The organism is Brevibacterium sp. FME17, from assembly GCF_014897515.1.
Lineage (GTDB): Bacteria > Actinomycetota > Actinomycetes > Actinomycetales > Brevibacteriaceae > Brevibacterium.
Window position 1 is genome coordinate 20,197 of record NZ_JABUYD010000011.1, and the last position, 18,588, is coordinate 38,784.

General features: G+C 61.4%; 17 protein-coding genes and 2 pseudogenes. 11 read left to right on the top strand and 8 right to left on the bottom strand.

The genetic code is table 11. The features are described 5' to 3' along the window. Nucleotides 1-6: 6 nt before the first annotated feature. The 3 genes from INT40_RS11360 (at nt 7) to INT40_RS11370 (ending at nt 3,408) form a co-directional block, all read left to right on the top strand. Complete coding sequence (locus INT40_RS11360) at nt 7-804, top strand: NAD(P)H-dependent oxidoreductase (protein ID WP_101556469.1); 798 nt, start codon at nt 7-9, stop codon at nt 802-804. 149 nt (nt 805-953) lie between these two features. Next, nucleotides 954-2,117 carry a DUF1524 domain-containing protein gene (locus tag INT40_RS11365; RefSeq protein ID WP_146001475.1) on the top strand — a complete coding sequence of 388 codons (1,164 nt, stop codon included), beginning with the start codon at nt 954-956 and terminating at the stop codon, nt 2,115-2,117. A 118-nt stretch (nt 2,118-2,235) separates the two neighbouring features. Further along, entirely contained in the window at nt 2,236-3,408 is a 1,173-nt protein-coding gene (locus tag INT40_RS11370; RefSeq protein ID WP_180957344.1) for an HNH endonuclease family protein, read from the top strand. A gap of 50 nt (nt 3,409-3,458) precedes the next feature. Here the strand turns inward: INT40_RS11370 and INT40_RS11375 are convergent, their stop codons facing one another. Together INT40_RS11375 and INT40_RS11380 are read right to left on the bottom strand one after the other, a co-directional pair. Then, nucleotides 3,459-3,965 (bottom strand): PaaI family thioesterase, encoded by a 507-nt coding sequence (locus INT40_RS11375; protein WP_101556467.1) that lies wholly within the window; start codon nt 3,963-3,965, stop codon nt 3,459-3,461. A 1-nt stretch (nt 3,966) separates the two neighbouring features. After that, entirely contained in the window at nt 3,967-4,401 is a 435-nt protein-coding gene (locus INT40_RS11380; protein WP_219618761.1) for a PaaI family thioesterase, read from the bottom strand. Between the two features lie 88 nt (nt 4,402-4,489). Between INT40_RS11380 and INT40_RS11385 the strand changes: the two genes are divergently transcribed. Then, on the top strand, nt 4,490-4,957 hold the full coding sequence (locus INT40_RS11385) for a winged helix-turn-helix transcriptional regulator (protein WP_101556465.1): 468 nt from the start codon (nt 4,490-4,492) through the stop codon (nt 4,955-4,957). 148 nt (nt 4,958-5,105) lie between these two features. Here INT40_RS11385 and INT40_RS11390 read toward each other — a convergent pair whose 3' ends face one another. From INT40_RS11390 to INT40_RS11410, 5 genes are all read right to left on the bottom strand, one after another. Beyond that, nucleotides 5,106-6,263, bottom strand: a complete 1,158-nt coding sequence (locus tag INT40_RS11390) for a calcium:proton antiporter (protein WP_193084180.1) — start codon at nt 6,261-6,263, stop codon at nt 5,106-5,108. Between the two features lie 190 nt (nt 6,264-6,453). Continuing rightward, a complete protein-coding gene (locus tag INT40_RS11395; RefSeq protein WP_101556463.1) occupies nt 6,454-6,906 on the bottom strand; it encodes a MepB family protein in 453 nt (150 codons plus the stop codon). Between the two features lie 93 nt (nt 6,907-6,999). Then, nucleotides 7,000-8,277 carry a Na+/H+ antiporter NhaA gene (gene nhaA / locus INT40_RS11400; protein ID WP_101556462.1) on the bottom strand — a complete coding sequence of 426 codons (1,278 nt, stop codon included), beginning with the start codon at nt 8,275-8,277 and terminating at the stop codon, nt 7,000-7,002. Between the two features lie 646 nt (nt 8,278-8,923). Then, nucleotides 8,924-10,531, bottom strand: a complete 1,608-nt coding sequence (mdlC, locus tag INT40_RS11405) for a benzoylformate decarboxylase (protein ID WP_193096093.1) — start codon at nt 10,529-10,531, stop codon at nt 8,924-8,926. A 68-nt stretch (nt 10,532-10,599) separates the two neighbouring features. Beyond that, the gene (locus INT40_RS11410) at nt 10,600-12,129 is read right to left on the bottom strand and encodes a SulP family inorganic anion transporter (protein WP_101556460.1); all 1,530 of its coding nucleotides are present in this window, start codon (nt 12,127-12,129) and stop codon (nt 10,600-10,602) included. A gap of 47 nt (nt 12,130-12,176) precedes the next feature. Between INT40_RS11410 and INT40_RS11415 the strand changes: the two genes are divergently transcribed. The 6 genes and pseudogenes from INT40_RS11415 to INT40_RS21365 all read left to right on the top strand — a co-directional run bounded on the left by INT40_RS11415 (nt 12,177) and on the right by INT40_RS21365 (nt 16,517). Continuing rightward, nucleotides 12,177-12,641: a MerR family transcriptional regulator gene (locus tag INT40_RS11415; RefSeq protein WP_226829621.1), complete on the top strand. Its 465-nt coding sequence runs from the start codon at nt 12,177-12,179 to the stop codon at nt 12,639-12,641. Between the two features lie 130 nt (nt 12,642-12,771). Beyond that, nucleotides 12,772-12,867, top strand: a pseudogene (locus tag INT40_RS11420) (FAD-binding protein); the annotation flags it as partial. A gap of 68 nt (nt 12,868-12,935) precedes the next feature. Then, nucleotides 12,936-13,988 carry an ACR3 family arsenite efflux transporter gene (arsB, locus tag INT40_RS11425; protein WP_101556617.1) on the top strand — a complete coding sequence of 351 codons (1,053 nt, stop codon included), beginning with the start codon at nt 12,936-12,938 and terminating at the stop codon, nt 13,986-13,988. After that, the gene (locus INT40_RS11430) at nt 13,985-14,986 is read left to right on the top strand and encodes a metalloregulator ArsR/SmtB family transcription factor (RefSeq protein WP_101556459.1); all 1,002 of its coding nucleotides are present in this window, start codon (nt 13,985-13,987) and stop codon (nt 14,984-14,986) included. Before arsB ends, INT40_RS11430 begins: the two co-directional genes overlap by 4 nt. Nucleotides 14,987-15,037: 51 nt before the next feature. After that, entirely contained in the window at nt 15,038-15,448 is a 411-nt protein-coding gene (locus tag INT40_RS11435) for an arsenate reductase ArsC (protein ID WP_101556458.1), read from the top strand. A gap of 9 nt (nt 15,449-15,457) precedes the next feature. Beyond that, nucleotides 15,458-16,517 (top strand): annotated as a pseudogene (locus INT40_RS21365) (ArsO family NAD(P)H-dependent flavin-containing monooxygenase). A gap of 20 nt (nt 16,518-16,537) precedes the next feature. On the opposite strand, the gene INT40_RS11445 reads toward INT40_RS21365, so the two are convergent. Next, complete coding sequence (locus tag INT40_RS11445; RefSeq protein ID WP_101556457.1) at nt 16,538-16,888, bottom strand: ArsR/SmtB family transcription factor; 351 nt, start codon at nt 16,886-16,888, stop codon at nt 16,538-16,540. Nucleotides 16,889-17,022: 134 nt separating this feature from the next. Here INT40_RS11445 and INT40_RS11450 point away from each other — a divergent pair, with 134 nt between their 5' ends. After that, nucleotides 17,023-18,585 (top strand): flavoprotein, encoded by a 1,563-nt coding sequence (locus tag INT40_RS11450; RefSeq protein ID WP_101556456.1) that lies wholly within the window; start codon nt 17,023-17,025, stop codon nt 18,583-18,585. Nucleotides 18,586-18,588 lie beyond the last annotated feature (3 nt).

Genomic DNA, 18,588 nt, shown 5'->3' on the forward strand with positions numbered 1-18,588 from the left:
TGGCATATGAACACATTTCATGAACCCATACCAGGCCGTGCCCACTGGGTCTATACCCACCCACGGCAAGACTCCCTCAATCGGCACCTGCTTCGGGCCGGGAGCTCGGCACTGGCCGAACGCTACGACGTGACGGTGTCTGACCTCTACACCCAGGGATTCGACCCAGCACTCAGCGACCGTGACCTGGGCAGTCTGTCCACCGTTGCCGGAAACGTCGCAGGCCTAGCCGGTGAAGCGTATGCACGAGGTGAAGTCGAACCCGAGGTGAGACGAGAACAGGAGAGCCTGGCGGCCTCCGAGCTGTTGATCCTGCAGTTCCCACTCTGGTGGTACGGGCCTCCGGCGATGCTCAAGGGGTGGTTTGACCGGGTGCTGCAGACGGGATTCGCGCAAGGGGAGACCGACGAAGACTCCGGTCTTCCGCGGCGGTATGGCGACGGTCGGCTGCTGGGCAGGAAGGCCCTGCTGATCGTCACCACTGGCGACGATCAGCGCACCCTGGGCCCACGCGGAGTCAGCGGAGACCTCGAATCGCTGCTTTTTCCGTTGACCCATGGCGCCCTCTGGTACGTGGGAATCGAAGCTCTGGACCTCCACGTGGTCTATAACGCGGACGGCATCGGAGGTGCGGGGCGTGAGCACGAGGGCCGGCGCCTGGCCGAACGACTCCGAGGCGTGTCCAGTGAACCGACTCGTCGTTACCGAAAAATGTTGGGCGGAGACTATGACCGGGCGACTCGCGCTCTGGTCAATACTGTCAATCCCGGTCGCACCGATTTGGCCATCCATCTCAGCGACTGAAGGCCAGTAACGAATCTGTCTCATTGTCGCCAACCATCGTCCTATCGGAGCCGATCGGTCATATCATCGCTGTGGTGGATCGCGACGCGGCATCTTTGCCGGTCACGGTCCATGACCACGTTCTCACCCCTTTGCCCGACTGGACACCCATGTCTTCCTCTGCCTTCCTCAGCCTTGTCGCGAAACGCCTGCACACGGGTGTGGTCTTCGCCGTCATCGCCATTCTCAGCCTCGCGCTCCTGTCCGGATGCGCTGAGGGAGGAGACGCCGAGGCTGCCGACGACTCCTCGTGGAACTCGGGCTCGACCCCGACCGCGGAAGGGAGTGAACAACCCGGAGCAGCGCTCGAAACCACGAACCCAGCCCGTGAGAGCACACGCAGCACACGCGCGGGGCCGGCAGATGAGGACAAGCCTGCAGGGACCGAAGAGGGCAGAGCGGGCGGCTCGGCTCCGGGCACGGCACTGGCGATGCTCGATGAGCTGAAGGTCAAGGGCCGTGCGCCCAAGACCGGATACGATTCGGATCTGTTCAAATGGCGCTCGGATGCCGACCATAACGGCTGCGATACCCGCAACGATGTGCTGCGCCGAGACCTGCGAGACCTCACCCTCAAGGCAGGAACGAAAGGCTGCGTCGTCATCGCGGGTGACCTGACTGATCAGTACAAGGGCGAGACCTACGCCTTTGACCGCAGCCCCAACAACATCGACATCGACCACATTGTGGCTCGTTCCAACGCCTGGCAGACCGGTGCCGCCTCGTTCGATGCAGACACACTCAAAGAATTCGGCAATGACCCGCTCAACCTGCTGGCCGTGAGCTCGAGTCTCAACCGGCAGAAGGGCGATGGCGACGCAGCGACCTGGCTGCCACCGGCCAAAAGCTTCCGCTGTGAATACGTCTCCCGACAGATCGCGATCAAGCACAAATACGAACTCTGGGTAGTCAACGCAGAGAAGTCCGCTATGCAGAGGGTCCTAGACGCATGTGCCGACGAGCCTGCGTTTGCCCAGGAAGTCTCTTGGCTGGAACCTGGGCAGGGAAGAGGCGTAACGACTACCGAAGAGGAACAAACGAAGCCAGGATCAGGCACTAGCTCGGAAAGCAGCTCAGGTGGCGGCTCGGAGAGTGGCCCGGCCGGAGCATCGGGGACGACCGAGAAGTCGAAATCGGGCTCATCTGGATCAGGCTCGGTCCACTTCAAGAACTGCACCGCGGCCCGTGATGCCGGTGCCGCTCCCGTTCGCCGAGGCGACGCCGGGTACGCGTCTCACCTTGATCGTGACGGTGACGGAGTTGGTTGCGAATAGCCGCCGACCTTATGACATTTCTGACATTTTCCGGCTCATTTTACGATGCAGATAACGAAACGGATAATGATTGAGAGTTCAACCCTTTGGCAGGGAAGATTGCCCTAGTATGTCAACCGTGCCGAATTTCTTGATCTCCGCAGCTGCCATTCGCAGCACCCGAGTCAGAGTAGTGGCCCTCTTTGCAATTCTCCTTCTCGCACTGCTTTCGGGATGTGCCAGCAGCAATGCAAATCCGACCTCTGGCGGCAATGCGGCGTGGTCGACCGGCGGCAACAGCCCCGCGCACGCTGATCCGGTTCCCTCTGCTCCTGCACCCTCTTCGGAGACGCCGCAAAGGGCTCAAGATGTCCACGAGTCGGAGAATCATGCGAGGGTATCGCCAGAAGCATCGGTCCAGGACGACGAGAAACCGGCAGGCGATGGCGCCGATGGCAGTGATTCTTCACCCAGCACCGCCGACCCCCAGATGACCGGTGAAGCTCAATCGGCGCTGGCAGGGCTTGCCGTCAGGAGCAAGGAACGTCGAACCGGTTACGATCCACAGCTCTTCGACTCAAGCTCCGATGCTGATGATAACGGCTGCGATACACGCAACGATGTGCTCCGGCGCGACCTCAAGGACCTCGTGGTCCAGGCCGGAACCCAGGGATGCACGGTGGCGGCCGGTCACTTCGACGATGAATACCTGGGCGAGTCCTATGACTTCGAACGCGGATCCACGAAAATTGAAATCGACAATGTTGTCTCTCTTTCCAATGCGTGGCAGACCGGCGCCTCAGATCTATCTGTTGCGCAGTTGCGGGAATTCGGCAACGACCCGCTCAACCTGCTGGCTGTGAGCTCGAGACTCAAACGGCAGAAGGCCGAAGGGGACGCTGCTGCCTGGTTACCACCGAACGAGGACTACCAGTGCGAATATGTCTCCCGGCAGATCGCGGTCAAACAGAAGTACGGACTCTGGGTTGCGGCTGCGGAGAAGGACGCAATGGAAACTGTGCTCGAGACTTGTGCAGACCAGTCCACTTTCAACGAGGACGTGAACTGGCCACAGCCAGGAGAGGGTGACGACGTCACGACCGAATCGGACGCGGAACCGTCCCAGAGCGAGTCTTCGGGCGAACCCTCAGAGGAGGCATCGGAAGACCCATCAGGCGAGGCCTCGAGTGAACCGACTGAAGAAGCCTCGACCGATCCTTCGGGCAAATCCGCTCCCGGGGACTCCTCGAACGAGCCAGAAACGGAACCGGCAACGGGGCCAGGGGCAGACAATCACGCAGGTGAATCCTGACCTGACGTCCGTTTCCGCGGTGAGCGCTACTTGGCTTCGGCCGAGCGCTTCTAGGTTTCGAGCGGGAAGATGAGCAGGCTTCCTGATGCGGTCGCGACGGTCTTGCCTTTGTTGTCGACGACCTCTCCCTCGGCGAATGCGACGCGGCGCCCGCTCTTGGTGACGCGGCCCGTGGCGATCAGTGGACCACTGTTCTCGGAGACCGGACGCAGATAGTTCACCTTGATCTCGATCGAGGTGTAGCCGGTGCCTTTGGGTAGAGTCGTGTGAACAGCGCACCCGAGGACGGAGTCGAGCAGGGTGCAGACCAGGCCGCCGTGGACCATGCCGATCGGGTTGTAATGTGACTCGTCGGGCTGGCAGCCGAAGGTGACCGTCCCTTCGCCCACCTCGGCGATCTCCATTCCCATATGCGCCCCGATCGGCGGACCGGGGATTTCGCCGGCGGCCATCTTGCTCAGGAAGTCGATGCCGTCCATCGTCGGCAGCAGAGACAGACCCTGCGAGGGATCGGTCCAGGTCACGGTTGTCTCACGGGTATTCGAGTCGGTGCTCATATCAATTGGCCTCTTTCGGCATCGGAACGTTCTGCAGGCGCAGCTGGCCGCGAGACAGGACCTTGCCCGACGCGGTGTCGGTGATGATGACTTCCCACAGCTGTTGGGTGCGGCCTTGGTGCAGGGCCGCGCCTTCGACTGCGACGTGGGCGCCGGTGGTCGGACGCAGGAAATCGGTGGCGTTGTGAATGCCGACGGCGAACTCACCGCGCTCGGATACGGCGTAGCTGGCACCGATGCTGCCTGCGCTTTCAACCAGAGTGGTGTAGACGCCGCCGTGGACGACGCCCCACGGGGTGTGGTGGTCGGTGCCTAAGTCGGCGTGGCCGCTGACAGTCGTATTCGTCACCTCGTCGACGATGAGCCCTGAGGCCGCGACGAAGGCGCTGGCCGTCTCGAGATCGGCACCGGGGAGTGAGTCTGCTGATGGTTTCACGAGTTCTCCTCTGAGCTGGCTAAACAGGCTGGCTAAGTATTTTGAAGTTAGCCTACAATGAATCAACAGGTCAACCGAGGGAGATCTCATGGACTGGCTGGATTTCGATACCGCAGAATGCTCGATCCAGAAGACACTCGACGTCATTGGAGAGAAGTGGACTGTCCTCATCCTCCGCGAAGCGTTCAACGGAGTGCGCCGATTCGATCAGATGAGAGACCATGTCGGCGTCTCCGATCCGATGCTTACGGACCGACTGCGCAAACTCGTCGCGGCAGGAGTCCTCGAAACCAGGCCCTATCGGGAAGAGGGACAGCGGGCACGCAAGGAATACCTGCTGAGCGACAAAGGCCGCGACCTCTATCCGGTGATGATCTCACTGCTGCGATGGGGTGACGCGCACTGTGCTGGCACGGAAGAGCCACCGCTAGAGGTATTGCACCGTGACTGTGGCGAACCGGTCCGGGCTGCCGTCGAATGCGCCGCCGGGCACGCCATCTCCTCACCTCGGCAGAGCGTGACCAGGGCGACTGCCTCCGCCAAGTTGCGCGCGTAAATTCTGCTCGCAATGCGGCCGTCGCGGTTGTCGCTGCAACTCGTCGCTGCAGCTCGTCGCCGAGACACCGGCGGAGGTCCGAGACGTGCCTGCGGACACCGGAGCCAGGAAGCTCCACCGTTGTCTCGAGGAGGGGCTCTGTGTCTGCTCAGGAGAACAGCGTGATCCCGAAGACCGCAAAGACGACGAGGTGGGCGGCACCATGAACCGCCGTGACTCTCTTCGCGGCGAACGTCGTCACCGATAGCAGCAGGGTGACGGCGAAGAGGAGTAGATTGGCCGGCGACTCCGCCAACACGATCGGCTGATCGGTGAGCATTCCGATGGACAGCACCGTCGGAATCGTGAGCCCGACGGTCGAGACCTGCGCTCCGTGACACAGATTGCTCACCCGTTGAATTTCTCCCTGCCACGCTGCCCGCACCGAAGTGATCGTCTCCGGTAAGAAGACGATGAGTGCGATGACGACCCCCGACAGAGCCACCGGAGCGCCGAGGCGGCTCAGACCGTCATCGAGCAGCGACGCCATATCGTGGGAGAGCAGAACGATCGGTGTGACCGTGGCGATGAGCAGGGCCAGACGCACGATGATCTCGGTGCGGTGGGTGGAGATGATCTCGACGATGCTCTGCTTCGGTGTCTCCACCACTGTTCCGCCAGCTATCTCGGCGGGTGTGGTCAGTCGTGGATCGACTTCGTGGAAATCGGCGGCCTGAGCGCCCATCTGACGAAACAGGAAGAAGGCGTAGATGCCGATCGTGACCACGATGATCGGCGTCTCCTGCCACTCCTCGTAACTGCCGTTCGTCCCGATGAGGGCAGGCAAAGCGAAGGCGAGGGCCGCAAGGACGATGATGAGCGACAGATACGTCGAGACGCCCGTGCGATTAGGGGCGAGACTCCCGTGCCTGAGGCCTGCCACCAACAGACACAGACCGATGACGGCGTTCAGAATGATCATCGACACGGCCATGACCGAGTCGCGTGCGATGGTGGCATGCTCCCCGGGGCCTAAGAGGACGGCGGCGATGAGCACCACTTCGATGAGCACGATCGAGAGTGTGAGCACGAGCGAACCATAGGGATCGCCGAGGCGGCGGGCTAAGTGTTCGGCTTCGTGGACGACCCCGAAGGCGCAGATGAGAATGACTCCGACGATGATGACCAAAGCGGTGACGAGGAGCGGGCCCGGAACGGGTGAGGCAAGGAGAGGGTCGGCGAAGAGCAGTGCGGCGAAGGCACCCCAGCCAAGTATGAGGCGAGCAATTGCAGTGGGCGTGAGGATGCTGTGAATAGCGGCAGTCATGACGGACTTTCCTATTCTTCGAGGCCGTCCTCATCGTGACTGATTGCGTTCGGGCCGTCCCGACCGTTTCTTGCCTGTGGTGCTGATGTCCAGGGTATCGAGTCCAGTCCATGGGCGACAAACTGCGAGGTCGTTGTCCCAATGACCCGGCTGAGGTGACCGGCGATGTCAGCCGAGTCATCCGAACGACTCAACAGATCCGTTCGAAGAATGGGGCCTGTCTGCGTTGAGTTCGAGTCGCTTGGGGATTCAGCGACGTGGACCACGGTGGGTAGAGGCGGAAGCCTCGTTTCCCCGCTGAGCGTTGGGAAGAGTAGATGCCCAGCTCGACCAGACTGGTCGCGGTGAATGTGAAAACTCCGAACTTTTCGTCCTCGGACACGAGCACTAGAAGGCCCGTGCAGTCATCGAAGCCGTCCTCGTCGCCGGAGAATGGTGCGGTGACTCCCTCTGAGGTGCGACCCCAGACGGCCACAAACGCACCTGGCTTGCTGGGTGTGATGCGCGCAGTCCGGACCCGCCACCAGGTTCCCTGCAGCTTGGCCCGACCGGATTCATAGTCGCTGTTCTGGTCCTCAGCGACCACCTCTGTCAGGGTCAGACCCTTGGCTTGCGCGTAATGTTCCAAAGCCCTGAATCCCATGCGAATCAGCTTAGGCGACTGCCATCGGTGACCTGGCAGGGGGGCCTTCGCCTGCTGCGGGAGCTTCCGTCAGCAGACCGGATGCGAAGCCCGTCATGACCGTGTCTGCATATGGTGGCGATAGTGCTTGTTCCGAAGGCTCAACATGATTGCCCCCGTCAAGGCTGCCAACAGTGAGCCGCACAAGACTCCGACCTTCATATATTGCGAATTGTCGCTGTCGGCTCCGAACGCGAGTTCGCCGACGAGCAGGGAGACGGTGAAGCCGATGCCGGCGATGAATGACATTCCGATGACGTCCATCCAGCGAATGGATCGGTCCAGCGAAATGCCGGGTAGCCGAGTGATCAGGAGTGTGGACAGGGAGATTCCGATTGATTTGCCGAAGACCAGACCGACGATGATTCCGAGAGTAACGGAGTGAGTCAGTGACTCGAGAAGTCCGGAGACTCCACCAACCGAGACTCCAGCGGCGAAGAAGGCGAAGATCGGGACGGCGATGATCGATGAAGGTATGCTCCAACGGTCGGCGAAATGGGCAGCCAGGCCGTCATAGACTGTCTCACCTTTTTCGTTGGTTCCAGCCGGCACGCGCGCCCGTCGGGTCGCAATGACTGGCACTGTGAAGCCGAGGATGACGCCGGCGACGGTGGCGTGAATTCCCGATGCATGGACTAGCGCCCAGACGGTGATGCCCAGTGGCATCAGGATCCACCAGGAGCGGATTCCGCGCCGCACCGCGAAGGCGAACACGGCAAGAGGAATCAGAGCCAGGCCTAGGGGCAGCCAGGCCAGGTTATCCGTGTAGAAGATGGCGATGATCGAGATTGCCAGCAAGTCATCGACTACGGCCAGGGTCAGCAGGAACGTGCGAAGAGCAGTGGGGAGGAACTTCCCTACGACGGCGATGACGGCGACGGCGAAGGCAATATCCGTGGCGGCCGGGATCGCCCACCCATCAACAGCGTTTCCTTCCGCGCCCAGGTTCACCAGCACGTAGAACAGTGCCGGTGCAGCGACGCCTCCTACGGCTGCAACGACGGGCACCACTGCAGTACGTGGGTTGCGCAGCTTGCCGGCGACAAATTCTTCCTTGAGTTCAAGGCCCACAACGAAGAAGAAGATGGCGAGCAGACCATCAGCAGCCCATGTGCCCACAGACAAGTTCAGGTGCAGGGCTTCGGGGCCGAAGGTAGTGTCTCGCAGCTGTTCGTACCAGCCCAAGGCTGGCGAATTGGCCAGTACGAGTGCGGCCACGGTCGCGCACAGCAGCAGCAGTCCACCAACTGAGTCTTGCTTGAGCGTCTGATTCAGGCCCCGCCAGATAGCGTGTGGTGCCTGTCGGGTCGCGACGGGAGAAGGGTGTGGCATGGTAGGGGTCTCTTTCTGAAGAGTGGAGTCGGATCGCATTGACGCGATAGTCCACCTCTGAAGAGACCTGGACCCGCGCTATGAAAAGCGCGGTGGCGGGCAACCGGCGATCTCGCCGTGTGCGTTGGTACCCCATGAGCTCATCCACCCATTGGTGCCACTGGCCCGTTTGGTCAGGAGCTTCACCTTGGGAAATTCGGCGTCACTTGCAGCCTGCTGGCGCGAGGGACCGAAAGGGGGCATACGACCACTCTATGGGTTGTCTCGCCAGAGTCCAAGCTGATGAGCGCTAGGTCACAGCGCATCGTACTGTTCAAGGATGGATGCCGAACCCGGGGCTGCGCACTCCTTGTTTCAGAGTGCTCAACTGGCTTTGACGTCTGAGTTTGCACTGCAGCTGGGAATGGAACAACGACAGCAATCTGTTGGAAAGAGGCAGTCATCTGGACAGCTTCCCAAACGACATGAGCATCGCAGATGCTGGGGTCTTCATGATGACATCGGCCTTGATGACATCGGCCTTGATGACATCGGCCTTGATGACTCGTGTTGGCAGCACTGAGTTCCAGCGGGCTGCTGTCTTCAGTCTTCTCCGGAGATCTCACCGTCGACTGTGAGTCAGAAGGCTGTTCTTCTCACACCGCTGTCACGAAACGACCAAGGCGTCGATGAGCACAGGACCGGAGGTTTCGAGTGCCTCCCGGTAGGCAGCATCGAACTCGGCGCGGTTGTTCGTCTGCTTGGCCGGAACCCCGTAGCCGCGAGCCAAGGACACGAAGTCGATGCCGCCCAGGGCCAGACCGGGAACCTTGGGCACGCCCATGCGCTGGGCAAAGCCGGACAGGGCGCCATATCCGGAGTTGTTGACGATGATGAATACAGTGCGCGTGTGCAGTTGGGCCGCCGTGTACAGCGCGGTGATGCCATAGTTGGCCGAGCCGTCGCCGATGGTCGCAACGACGGTCTTCTCGGGTGCACCGATCGACATTCCCACGGCAACGGGAAGTCCGAATCCTAGTCCTCCGGAGGCGGGGAAGCTGTACATTCCAGGTTTGTCGATGGCGATTCGCTCGAGGTAGTCGAGGTCCAAAGTGGTGGTCTCGTTGACGTAGGACACCGAGTCATTGACGTGTTCGTTGAGCACTTCGAGGATCTCTGCACCTGTCATTCCCTCCGCCGAGGTGGCCGCCGGGCTCATGACCCGTGAGCCTGGCTCACCGCGTCGGATGTCACGATCGGCGACCCCCGCGGCGAGATTTGCTGCGGCGCTGGCGACGTCGGTGATGACGGCCTTGCCGAACGGTGCACGTGTGGCTTCGCGCGGGTCCTGGGTGATCTGAATGACCTCAGTGCCCGGCGTCAGATAGTTTGACGGCTCCCACCGGTGGTACCTGAACACGGCGGCGCCGAGCACCAGGACAACGTCATGGTCGGCCAGCTGGTCTCGCACCGATTTGATCCCGGGGACGAGGACACCCTCGAAGTTCGGGTGGGTCGTGGGGAACGGGCAGCGGGTGGGGGAAGGCGCAATGTAGACCGAAGCATCGAGCTTCTCCGCCAGCGAAGTCACGTCTTCCGCCACCTTGGGATCCGTGAGGGCAGCGGCATCCACCTGGGGGCCGACGACGAGAACAGGTCGCTTCGCGCCATTTAGGGAGGCGATCAGCTCTGCCTCGAGTTCGGGACCAAGACCACGTGCGGTCGTCACCGATCGCTGCGGCAGCAACTCGTCATCGTCGAGTGCCGGCTGGTCCCAATCATCCAAGGGAACCGACACATAGACGGGCCCACTGGGCTGGGTAGTCGCCTCGAAGGCAGCCTGGGACAGAGTCCGCGGAACATCAGCGGCAGACAGCGGTTCATGCGAGTACTTCACCAGCGGCATCGGCAGTGCGGCGGCTTCCGCGCTGGCCAGCATGGTCTCCTGGCCGACAGTCCGGCGGACCTGCTGCCCGGCGAGGACCACCAGCGGAACATGACCGTAATGAGCATTGGTCAGCGCACCCATCCCATTGCCGGAACCGGACGCGGCATGCAGATTCACTAAGACAGGACGTCCGGTGGCGCGGGAGAATCCTTCGGCCATGCCGACGACGACCTGCTCGTGCAGTCCCAGAATGAACCGGAAGTCATCGCCGAGTCCGGCCAGGAACGGCAGCTCGTTCGATCCCGGATTGCCGAAGATCGTCGTCATTCCGTGGCTGCGGAAGACATCAAGGCTTGCCTGAAGGACAGTTTTGCCAGTCTCAGTCATTGACCAATCTGCTTCGTCAGGGGGAGCGGTCCAATTCGGAGCGTACCTTGAACCAGCGTGAGAGGGAGTTATTCTCCGCTCTTCGCCATTCCCCCGAGGCGAACGCGCATTCTCCGGCTGGCCGTGTTGAGACCGATGATATCCACGCGTTTTCCGTAGTTGTCATATTTGTCTGTCACGGAATCCAGTGCGGCGATTGTCGATGCGTCCCACAGGTGCGACTGAGTCATGTCGATGATGATGTGTTCGGGGTCTTCGGCGTAGTCAAACATTGTGTAGAGATCGTTTGATGAGGCGAAGAACAGCTCGCCTTCTACGGTATAGCGCGCGGTTGGTGATCCCTTGTGGTCGATCATCTTCCTGTCGACCTTCACGAAGTGAGCCACGCGGTTGGCGAAGGCCACCATGGCAACGATGACGCCGAGGATGACACCGATGGCGAGGTTGTGAGTCCATACGGTGGCGATCACAGTCACAAGCATGACGGTGGTCTCTGACTTAGGCATCCGTGCCAGTGTGCCGGGTCGAATGGAGTGCCAGTCGAAGGTTGCCCAGGAGACGAAGATCATGATCGCGACCAGCGCTGCCATGGGAATCAAAGCGACGATATCACCGAGAGTCACGACGAGGATGAGGAGGAAGACCCCCGCGCAGAAGGTCGAGATGCGGGTCCGAGCCCCTGAAGCTTTGATGTTGATCATGGTCTGACCGATCATCGCGCAGCCACCCATGCCGCCGAAGAACCCGGTGACAATGTTTGCCACACCCTGTGCCCACGATTCACGGGTTTTATTTGAATGAGTGTCGGTGACATCGTCGACGAGCTTGGCTGTCATGAGTGATTCGAGGAGACCGACGACAGCCATGGCGAGTGCGTAGGGGGCGATGATCCGCAGGGTCTCGAGGTTCAGTGGGATATCTGGGAAGAACAGGGTCGGAAGTGACTTGGGGAGGTCTCCCTTGTCTCCGACATTGGGTACGTCGAGGGCAAAGAGGACGACGAGGGCCGTGAGGACGACAATCGCGATCAGTGGTGCCGGTACTGCAGAGGTGAACTTGGGCAAGACGAAGACGACGATCAATCCCAGCAGGCACAGTGGGTAGACCAGCCACGGGACGCCGATGAGCTCAGGCACCTGGGACATGAAGATCAGAATGGCCAGGGCGTTGACGAAGCCGACCATCACCGAACGAGGGACGAAGCGCATGAGGCGTGCGGCACCCACGACCGCCAGAATCACTTGGAAGATTCCGGCGAGGATGACAGTCGCGATGAAGTAGTCCATCCCGTGCGAGGCGACAAGGGGTGCGATGACGAGGGCAACTGCACCGGTTGCCGCGGAGATCATCGCTGGCCGTCCGCCCAGAATCGCGGTCGTGACTGCCATAGTGAATGAGGCGAATAAGCCGACCCGCGGATCTACGCCGGCGATGACGGAGAAGGCGATAGCCTCGGGTATCAAAGCAAGAGCAACGACGAGGCCGCCGAGGATTTCGGTTTTCAGCCAGCTTGGTCGTTTCAGCGTAAGACGGACGCTCTGGCGTTCCTCGGGAGTTGGATAGTCCCGTTCGGTGACGGGGCTAGGGGATAAGGGCACAGGGATTTCCTCGCGTAAGTTTCAGTGGGTCCGTGAACCTTCACGGAATGTCAGGGTTCAATCTCAACATTAACGTTGCGTTAGGGTTGAGGCAAACCATGTCTGCCGCTGATCGTTCAGCGATGGCAACTGAGAGGGTCCTTGTGCATATTGGAGAAGTCGCCGAGAAGTCAGGAATGTCATCGCGCACGCTTCGGCATTATGAGGAGATCGGCCTGCTTCCTGCAACGGGGCGTACCGAGGGTGGATTTCGTGTCTACACGGATGAGGATTTTCGTCGCCTGATGACGATTCGCCGTATGAAGGCTCTGAGCTATTCCACTGGTGAAATGGCTGAGTTGTTGGCGCACCTGGATGTAGTTGAAGGTGGCGCTTCTGAAGGTCAGCGCGACGAGTCTCGGAGGCAACTGCTGGCGTTGCTCGATGACGCCGTCGCTAAGCGAGAGAAGCTCGCCAGACAGGTTGAGCGCGCCGATGAGTTCCTCGGGATCCTTCGAGGCCGCCTGGGTTGAGGGTTCGGGGTAGTGGGCGTCGCTGATGCCCGAGTCTGCATTGCCTGACCTACCGCAGCGCTGTCTGGTTGAGTTCTGGTGAGGATGGCCACGGCTTGCGTGCTAGTTAGATGTCCGTCAATATAGAAGCATGTCGAATCAAGAGTTAGTGATTGTCGGGTCCGGCCCGGCAGGTTATACCGCCGCAGTCTATGCCGCGTGGGCGGGATTGTCTCCGGAGGTCATCGAGACCAAGATTGAGGAGCTGTTGGCGTGACAAGCAACACAGCAACCCAGCAGACGGCACCTGCCAAAATGTCGACTTTGGACAAATGGCTACCGGCCTGGATCGGGCTGGCCATGATCGCCGGCCTTCTCCTCGGGCGTCTCATTCCAGGCGTGTCCGACCTGCTTGCGAGTATGGAAGTCGGCGGCATCTCGGTACCCATCGCCTTGGGGCTGCTGGTGATGATGTACCCCGTACTCGCCAAGGTTCGCTATGACAAGGTCGCCGCCGTCACCGGCGATAAGAAACTGCTGATCTCGTCGCTGGTGCTCAACTGGCTCGCCGGACCTGCAGTCATGTTCGCGCTGGCCTGGACCTTCCTGCCGGACCTGCCCGAATATCGCACCGGGTTGATCATCGTCGGCCTGGCCCGCTGTATTGCCATGGTCGTGATCTGGAGCGACCTGGCCTGCGGTGACCGAGAGGCAACTGCCGTTCTGATCGCGATCAACTCGGTTTTCCAGGTCGTCATGTTCTCCGTCCTCGGCTGGTTCTATCTCACCGTCCTCCCTGGCTGGCTGGGTCTCGACACCCAGGGGCTGGAAGTCTCGATGGGGCAGATTGCGCTCAACGTCCTTGTCTTCCTCGGAGTTCCACTGCTCGCAGGATTCGCTTCCAGGTGGATCGGGGAGAAGCGCCGTGGTCGCGAGTGGTACGAAGAGAAGTTCATTCCCCGTGTGGGACCGTGGGCGCTCTACGGACTGCTGTTCACCATCGTGCTGCTCTTCGCGCTGCAGGGTGAGCAGATCACCAGTCAGCCGATGGATGTCGTTCGGATCGCATTGCCATTGCTGGTCTACTTCGCCTTTATGTGGTTCGCAGGCCTCCTGCTCGGCAAGAGCATCGGCCTCGGATATGCACGGTCCACGACGCTGGCGTTCACTGCAGCAGGCAACAACTTCGAACTCGCAATTGCCGTCGCCATCGGCACCTTCGGCGCCGCCAGCGGGCAGGCACTGGCCGGGGTCGTCGGCCCACTCATTGAGGTGCCCGTCCTGGTCGGTCTCGTCTATGTGTCGCTCTGGGCCGCGAAGAAATGGTTCCGTACTGATCCCTACGCTGTGGAGGCACGATCATCATGACCGAGGCCACTCTGAGTTCGCCGGCAGACGAAGCCTGTGCCCCTGAGCCATCCCACGCCATTGCTGCCGAAGTCGCCACGACTCTTGCCGGTACTCTCAAAGCGCTCGCCGACCCCTTGCGTCTGCGCATGCTCTCAGCGATCGGAACCGATCCTCGCGGAGAATCATGTGTCTGTGACCTCGCTGAGCTCGCCGAGGTCTCACAGCCAACGGTCTCTCATCACTTGAAGGTGCTCAAGACTGTGGGGCTGCTCGAGTCCCAACGTCGCGGCACGTGGGTTTGGTACCGCATCGCTGCTGGACGCAAGGGTGCAGTCGGTGCTCTCCTCGAAGGATTCGCACCCGCAATCATCGCGCCCAGCACACCGGATGAAGCGACAGCTGTCGTCAGCGCCGCGGATATCGATGCTCGCATCAACCACTTGGCCGCAGACCTGACGACGAAGACGCCTGGTCTGCCGCCGGAGACCGTCGCAGGCGTCGTGCGTGATTCGTACACGGCGCTGGCACGATCAGCGACGGTCAATCAGTTCCTCGTCCCATTGACCGAACGCTTCGCGAAGCAGCGTCTGGCTGACATCACCCGCGACCGTGTTGCGGCGCCTCCTCAGGTGCTGTTCATCTGTGTCGCGAATGCCGGCAGGTCCCAGCTTGCCGCAGCGCTGACACACCATCTGTCCGGAGGTGAGGTCGTGGCTCGATCCGCTGGTTCCACTCCAGCCAAAGGGCTGAACTCAAACGTTGCCGAGCTGATCAGAGGCATTGATGGGGTGGATGTCGACGAAGCATTCCCGAAGCCGCTGACCGATGAGGCAATCCGTGCCGCCGATGTCGTGGTCACGATGGGTTGCGGGGACGTCTGTCCCATCGTTCCCGGTCGCCGGTACGAAGACTGGGCGGTCGCTGACCCGGCACTGGCTACACCCGAAGGTGTTGCGCTCATTCGTGACGACATTGCTACCCGGGTTCAGGCTCTGCTTGATTCCCTCACCGAATAACCCGTCGGCCGACCTGTCGGCTGATCACCTGACTGAAAGAGAGACACCCCGATGACCGACCAGAAACCAGCAGTCCTATTCGTCTGTGTCCACAATGCCGGCCGTTCGCAGATGGCTGCCGGCTACCTGCGCCACCTGGCAGGCGAGGGCATCGAAGTTCGTTCCGCCGGGTCGGTTCCGGCCGACCAGATCAATCCGGTCGCTGTCGAAGCGATGGCAGAAGAAGGCATCGATATCACTGCCGAGCAGCCGAAGGTGCTGACCGACGAGGCGGTGCAGGACTCGGACGTGGTCATCACCATGGGCTGTGGCGACTCTTGCCCGTTCTTCCCCGGTAAACGCTACGAAGATTGGGAGCTTGCTGACCCCGCTGGACAGGGGATCGAGGCGGTTCGCCCGATCCGTGATGACATCAAAACCCGGATTCAAACTCTGGTCAACGAATTGCTCGAGCAGGATTGAGCGCAACGGATGACTGATGTCGTGGTCATCGGCGGTGGGCAGGCCGGACTGGCCGCCGGTTATTTCCTGCGCAGGGCCGGTCTGGACTTCGTCATCCTCGACGATCAGGAGGAGCCGGGCGGAGCATGGCAGCACGGGTGGCAGTCGTTGCGCCTGTTCTCACCGGCCGGCTACAGTCCGTTGCCCGGTTGGCCGATGCCTGCGCAGAAGGGTGAGACCTTTCCCACCGCGGGACACGTGGTGGACTGCCTGACCCAGTACGAACAACGCTATGACCTGCCGATTCGCCGTCAGGTCCACGTCTTCGATGTCGCCCACGATCAGGGGCGCCTCGTCGTCGAAACTGATGATGGCCAGATAGGGGCAACGGCAGTCATCAGCGCCACCGGAACATGGCAGCGCCCCCTACGTCCCGCACTATCCCGGCCGTGAGGACTTCACTGGTCGGCAGTTGCACACCGTTGACTACGATTCGCCCGAGGACTTCGCTGGCCAGCGAGTCGTCATCGTCGGTGGCGGCAACTCTGCAGCGCAGATCGTTGCAGAAGTATCCGAGGTCGCGCAGACGTTGTGGGTGGCCCAACGACCGCCACGGTTCATGCCCGACGACGTCGATGGGCGAGTGCTCTTCGACGTTGCTACCGCCCGAGAGGCGGCACAGAAGGCCGGGTTTGAACATGACGGGGTGTCGGGACTGGGGGATATCGTCATGGTGCCACCGGTGCGAGCCGCACGCGACCGCGGTGACCTGCACGCCTCACCGATCTTCGAGCAGATAGCTCCCACCGGTGTCTCGTGGTCCGATGGCAGCGTTTACAGCTGTGACGCCATCATCTGGTGCACCGGCTTCAAACCACAGCTGCACCATTTGCGGAGCCTGGGACTGACATGGGAAGACGGTCATCCTGTCACGGACGGCACCCAGAGCGTCGATATACCTGGGCTGCACCTGTTGGGGTATGGCGATTGGACGGGGTTCGCCTCCGCGACCATCATTGGTGCCGCCCGGTCAGCGAGGTCCGCTGTCGAGTCAGTGGGCAAATGCTTCGGAGGCCCTCAGCAGGATTGACGACTGTGTCGCAGAATCGCCTACGCGGGGGAGAGGAAAGCGGCCAATTTCTCCAAAGTGCTCGCTGTGACGGAGTAGTACGACCAGATACCGCGCTTATCGCGATGAAGCACCCCTGCGTCGACAAGGATCTTCAGGTGATGAGACACCGTCGGCTGCCCCAATCCGACTGGTGCAGTGAGATCACACGCACACGCCTCACTGCCTTCATTTGCGGCCACCAGCGACACCAGCCGCAACCTGGTCGGATCTGCAACTGCTTTGAGGATGCGAGCCCATTCCCTGGCCTCGTCGAGTGCCAGTGGCTGCACTGTCAGTGTGGTGCAGCAGGAGGGAGCTTCCGCTGACGGGAGGGTCTGTTCAGTGATCACATCTCTATTATGCCCATATATTGACAGTTGTCGATACGTAGTGCTTGACTATATATCGACATGCATCGATGTTAGGTGGTGAAGGTGCTTATGCCTTGCCCACCGGATCGTCACCGCTGAGAAGGAGACTCGCCTTGCCTGAGAACTCAACTGTTTCCGACCTCCCCATTGCCATCATCGGTGCTGGTCCCGTTGGCCTAGCCGCCGCCGCACACGTCGTCGCCCGCAAGCTTGAGCCGCTCGTCTTCGAAGCCGGAGCAACAGCGGCTGCGGCTGTCAGCAAATGGAGCCACGTCGGACTCTTCTCGCCATGGCAGTACAACATTGACCAAGCCGCACGAGATCTGCTCGAACCCACAGGGTGGGTGGAGCCTGATGGTGAATATCTGCCCACTGGGGCGGAACTCGTCTCCGAGTACCTCGCTCCCTTGGCCGCAACCCCAGCACTGGACAATGCGATTCGCACCCACAGGCGCGTCATCGCCGTCAGTCGTGTTGGCAAAGACCGTACGCGCACCCCGGGCCGCGGCGAAACTCCCTTCCTTGTTCGCACCCAGGATGCAGAGGGCAAGATTGAAGATCACTTCGTTCGCGCCGTCATCGACACTTCGGGCACCTGGGAGTCACCGAATCCACTGGGCCAGGCAGGACTGCCCGCCATCGGCGAACCAGCTGCCCGTGAAGCAGGGATCGTCACCTCACCGCTGCCCGACGTCCTCGGCCGGGACCGGGCGCAGTTCGCCGGCCGGCACACGCTCGTCGTTGGAGCCGGTCACTCGGCAGCCAACACTCTGCTGGCGCTGGGAGATCTGCGCGAGGCCGAACCAAGCACCCGCATCAGCTGGGCCATCCGCGGCTCCGATCCTGCCACCGTCTACGGCGGTGGTGACCAGGACGGACTCCCCGCACGCGGTGCCTTGGGCACTCGGCTGCGCAACCTCGTCGAGGCCGGACACATCGAGGTTCACACCTCGGTGACCATCACGGAACTGGGCATCACTGATGCAGCCGCCACCTCGGCGACAAGTGCTTCGAGTGACCTCACAGTCACCGGGACCACGCCAGACGGGCCAGTCTCACTCGACGTTGACCGGGTGGTCCCGACCACCGGTTTCCGTCCGAATCTTGACTTCCTACGCGAAATCCGACTCGAGCTCGACCCCGTCGTCGAGGCACCCACAGGGCTGGGGCCACTCATCGACCCGGAATACCACAGCTGCGGAACCGTCGCGCCACACGGCGCCCGCCTCCTGGCCCACCCGGAGAAGGACTTCTACATTGCAGGAATGAAGTCCTACGGACGCGCACCCACGTTCCTCATGGCCACCGGCTACGAGCAGGTCCGCTCGATCGTCGCCGCCATCGCCGGTGACCAGGCCGCCGCCGACAAGGTCGAGCTCGTTCTGCCCGAAACGGGAGTGTGCTCGGCCGACATCGGTTCGTCGTGTGACGTTCCCTCGGTCGCCACCGTGGCTGACGACAACGGTGGGTGCTGCGGACCAGCGCCAGCGGAAGAGGCAGCGCCTGCGGCTGAATCCTCCGGGTGCTGCGAATCCGACGCTCCTGCTGCCGAAACTGCCGAAGCCGCGCCAGCTCCCGAGCCCGAGTCATGCTGCGGCTCGACCCCACAGCCGCTCACACTGGGCATTCCCACCGGGATGGAACACGGCCGCAGCGCATACCAGGAAGCACGATGAAAT

Bases quoted from the DNA above. Each gene is read 5' to 3' on its own strand.
- INT40_RS11360 (WP_101556469.1), top strand. From the start codon at position 7: ATGAACACATTTCATGAACCCATACCAGGCCGTGCCCACTGGGTCTAT.
- INT40_RS11365 (WP_146001475.1), top strand. From the start codon at position 954: ATGTCTTCCTCTGCCTTCCTCAGCCTTGTCGCGAAACGCCTGCACACG.
- INT40_RS11375 (WP_101556467.1), bottom strand. From the start codon at position 3,965: ATGAGCACCGACTCGAATACCCGTGAGACAACCGTGACCTGGACCGAT.
- INT40_RS11385 (WP_101556465.1), top strand. From the start codon at position 4,490: ATGGACTGGCTGGATTTCGATACCGCAGAATGCTCGATCCAGAAGACA.
- INT40_RS11390 (WP_193084180.1), bottom strand. From the start codon at position 6,263: ATGACTGCCGCTATTCACAGCATCCTCACGCCCACTGCAATTGCTCGC.
- INT40_RS11395 (WP_101556463.1), bottom strand. From the start codon at position 6,906: ATGGGATTCAGGGCTTTGGAACATTACGCGCAAGCCAAGGGTCTGACC.
- nhaA (WP_101556462.1), bottom strand. From the start codon at position 8,277: ATGCCACACCCTTCTCCCGTCGCGACCCGACAGGCACCACACGCTATC.
- mdlC (WP_193096093.1), bottom strand. From the start codon at position 10,531: ATGACTGAGACTGGCAAAACTGTCCTTCAGGCAAGCCTTGATGTCTTC.
- INT40_RS11415 (WP_226829621.1), top strand. From the start codon at position 12,177: ATGTCAGGGTTCAATCTCAACATTAACGTTGCGTTAGGGTTGAGGCAA.
- arsB (WP_101556617.1), top strand. From the start codon at position 12,936: ATGTCGACTTTGGACAAATGGCTACCGGCCTGGATCGGGCTGGCCATG.
- INT40_RS11430 (WP_101556459.1), top strand. From the start codon at position 13,985: ATGACCGAGGCCACTCTGAGTTCGCCGGCAGACGAAGCCTGTGCCCCT.
- INT40_RS11435 (WP_101556458.1), top strand. From the start codon at position 15,038: ATGACCGACCAGAAACCAGCAGTCCTATTCGTCTGTGTCCACAATGCC.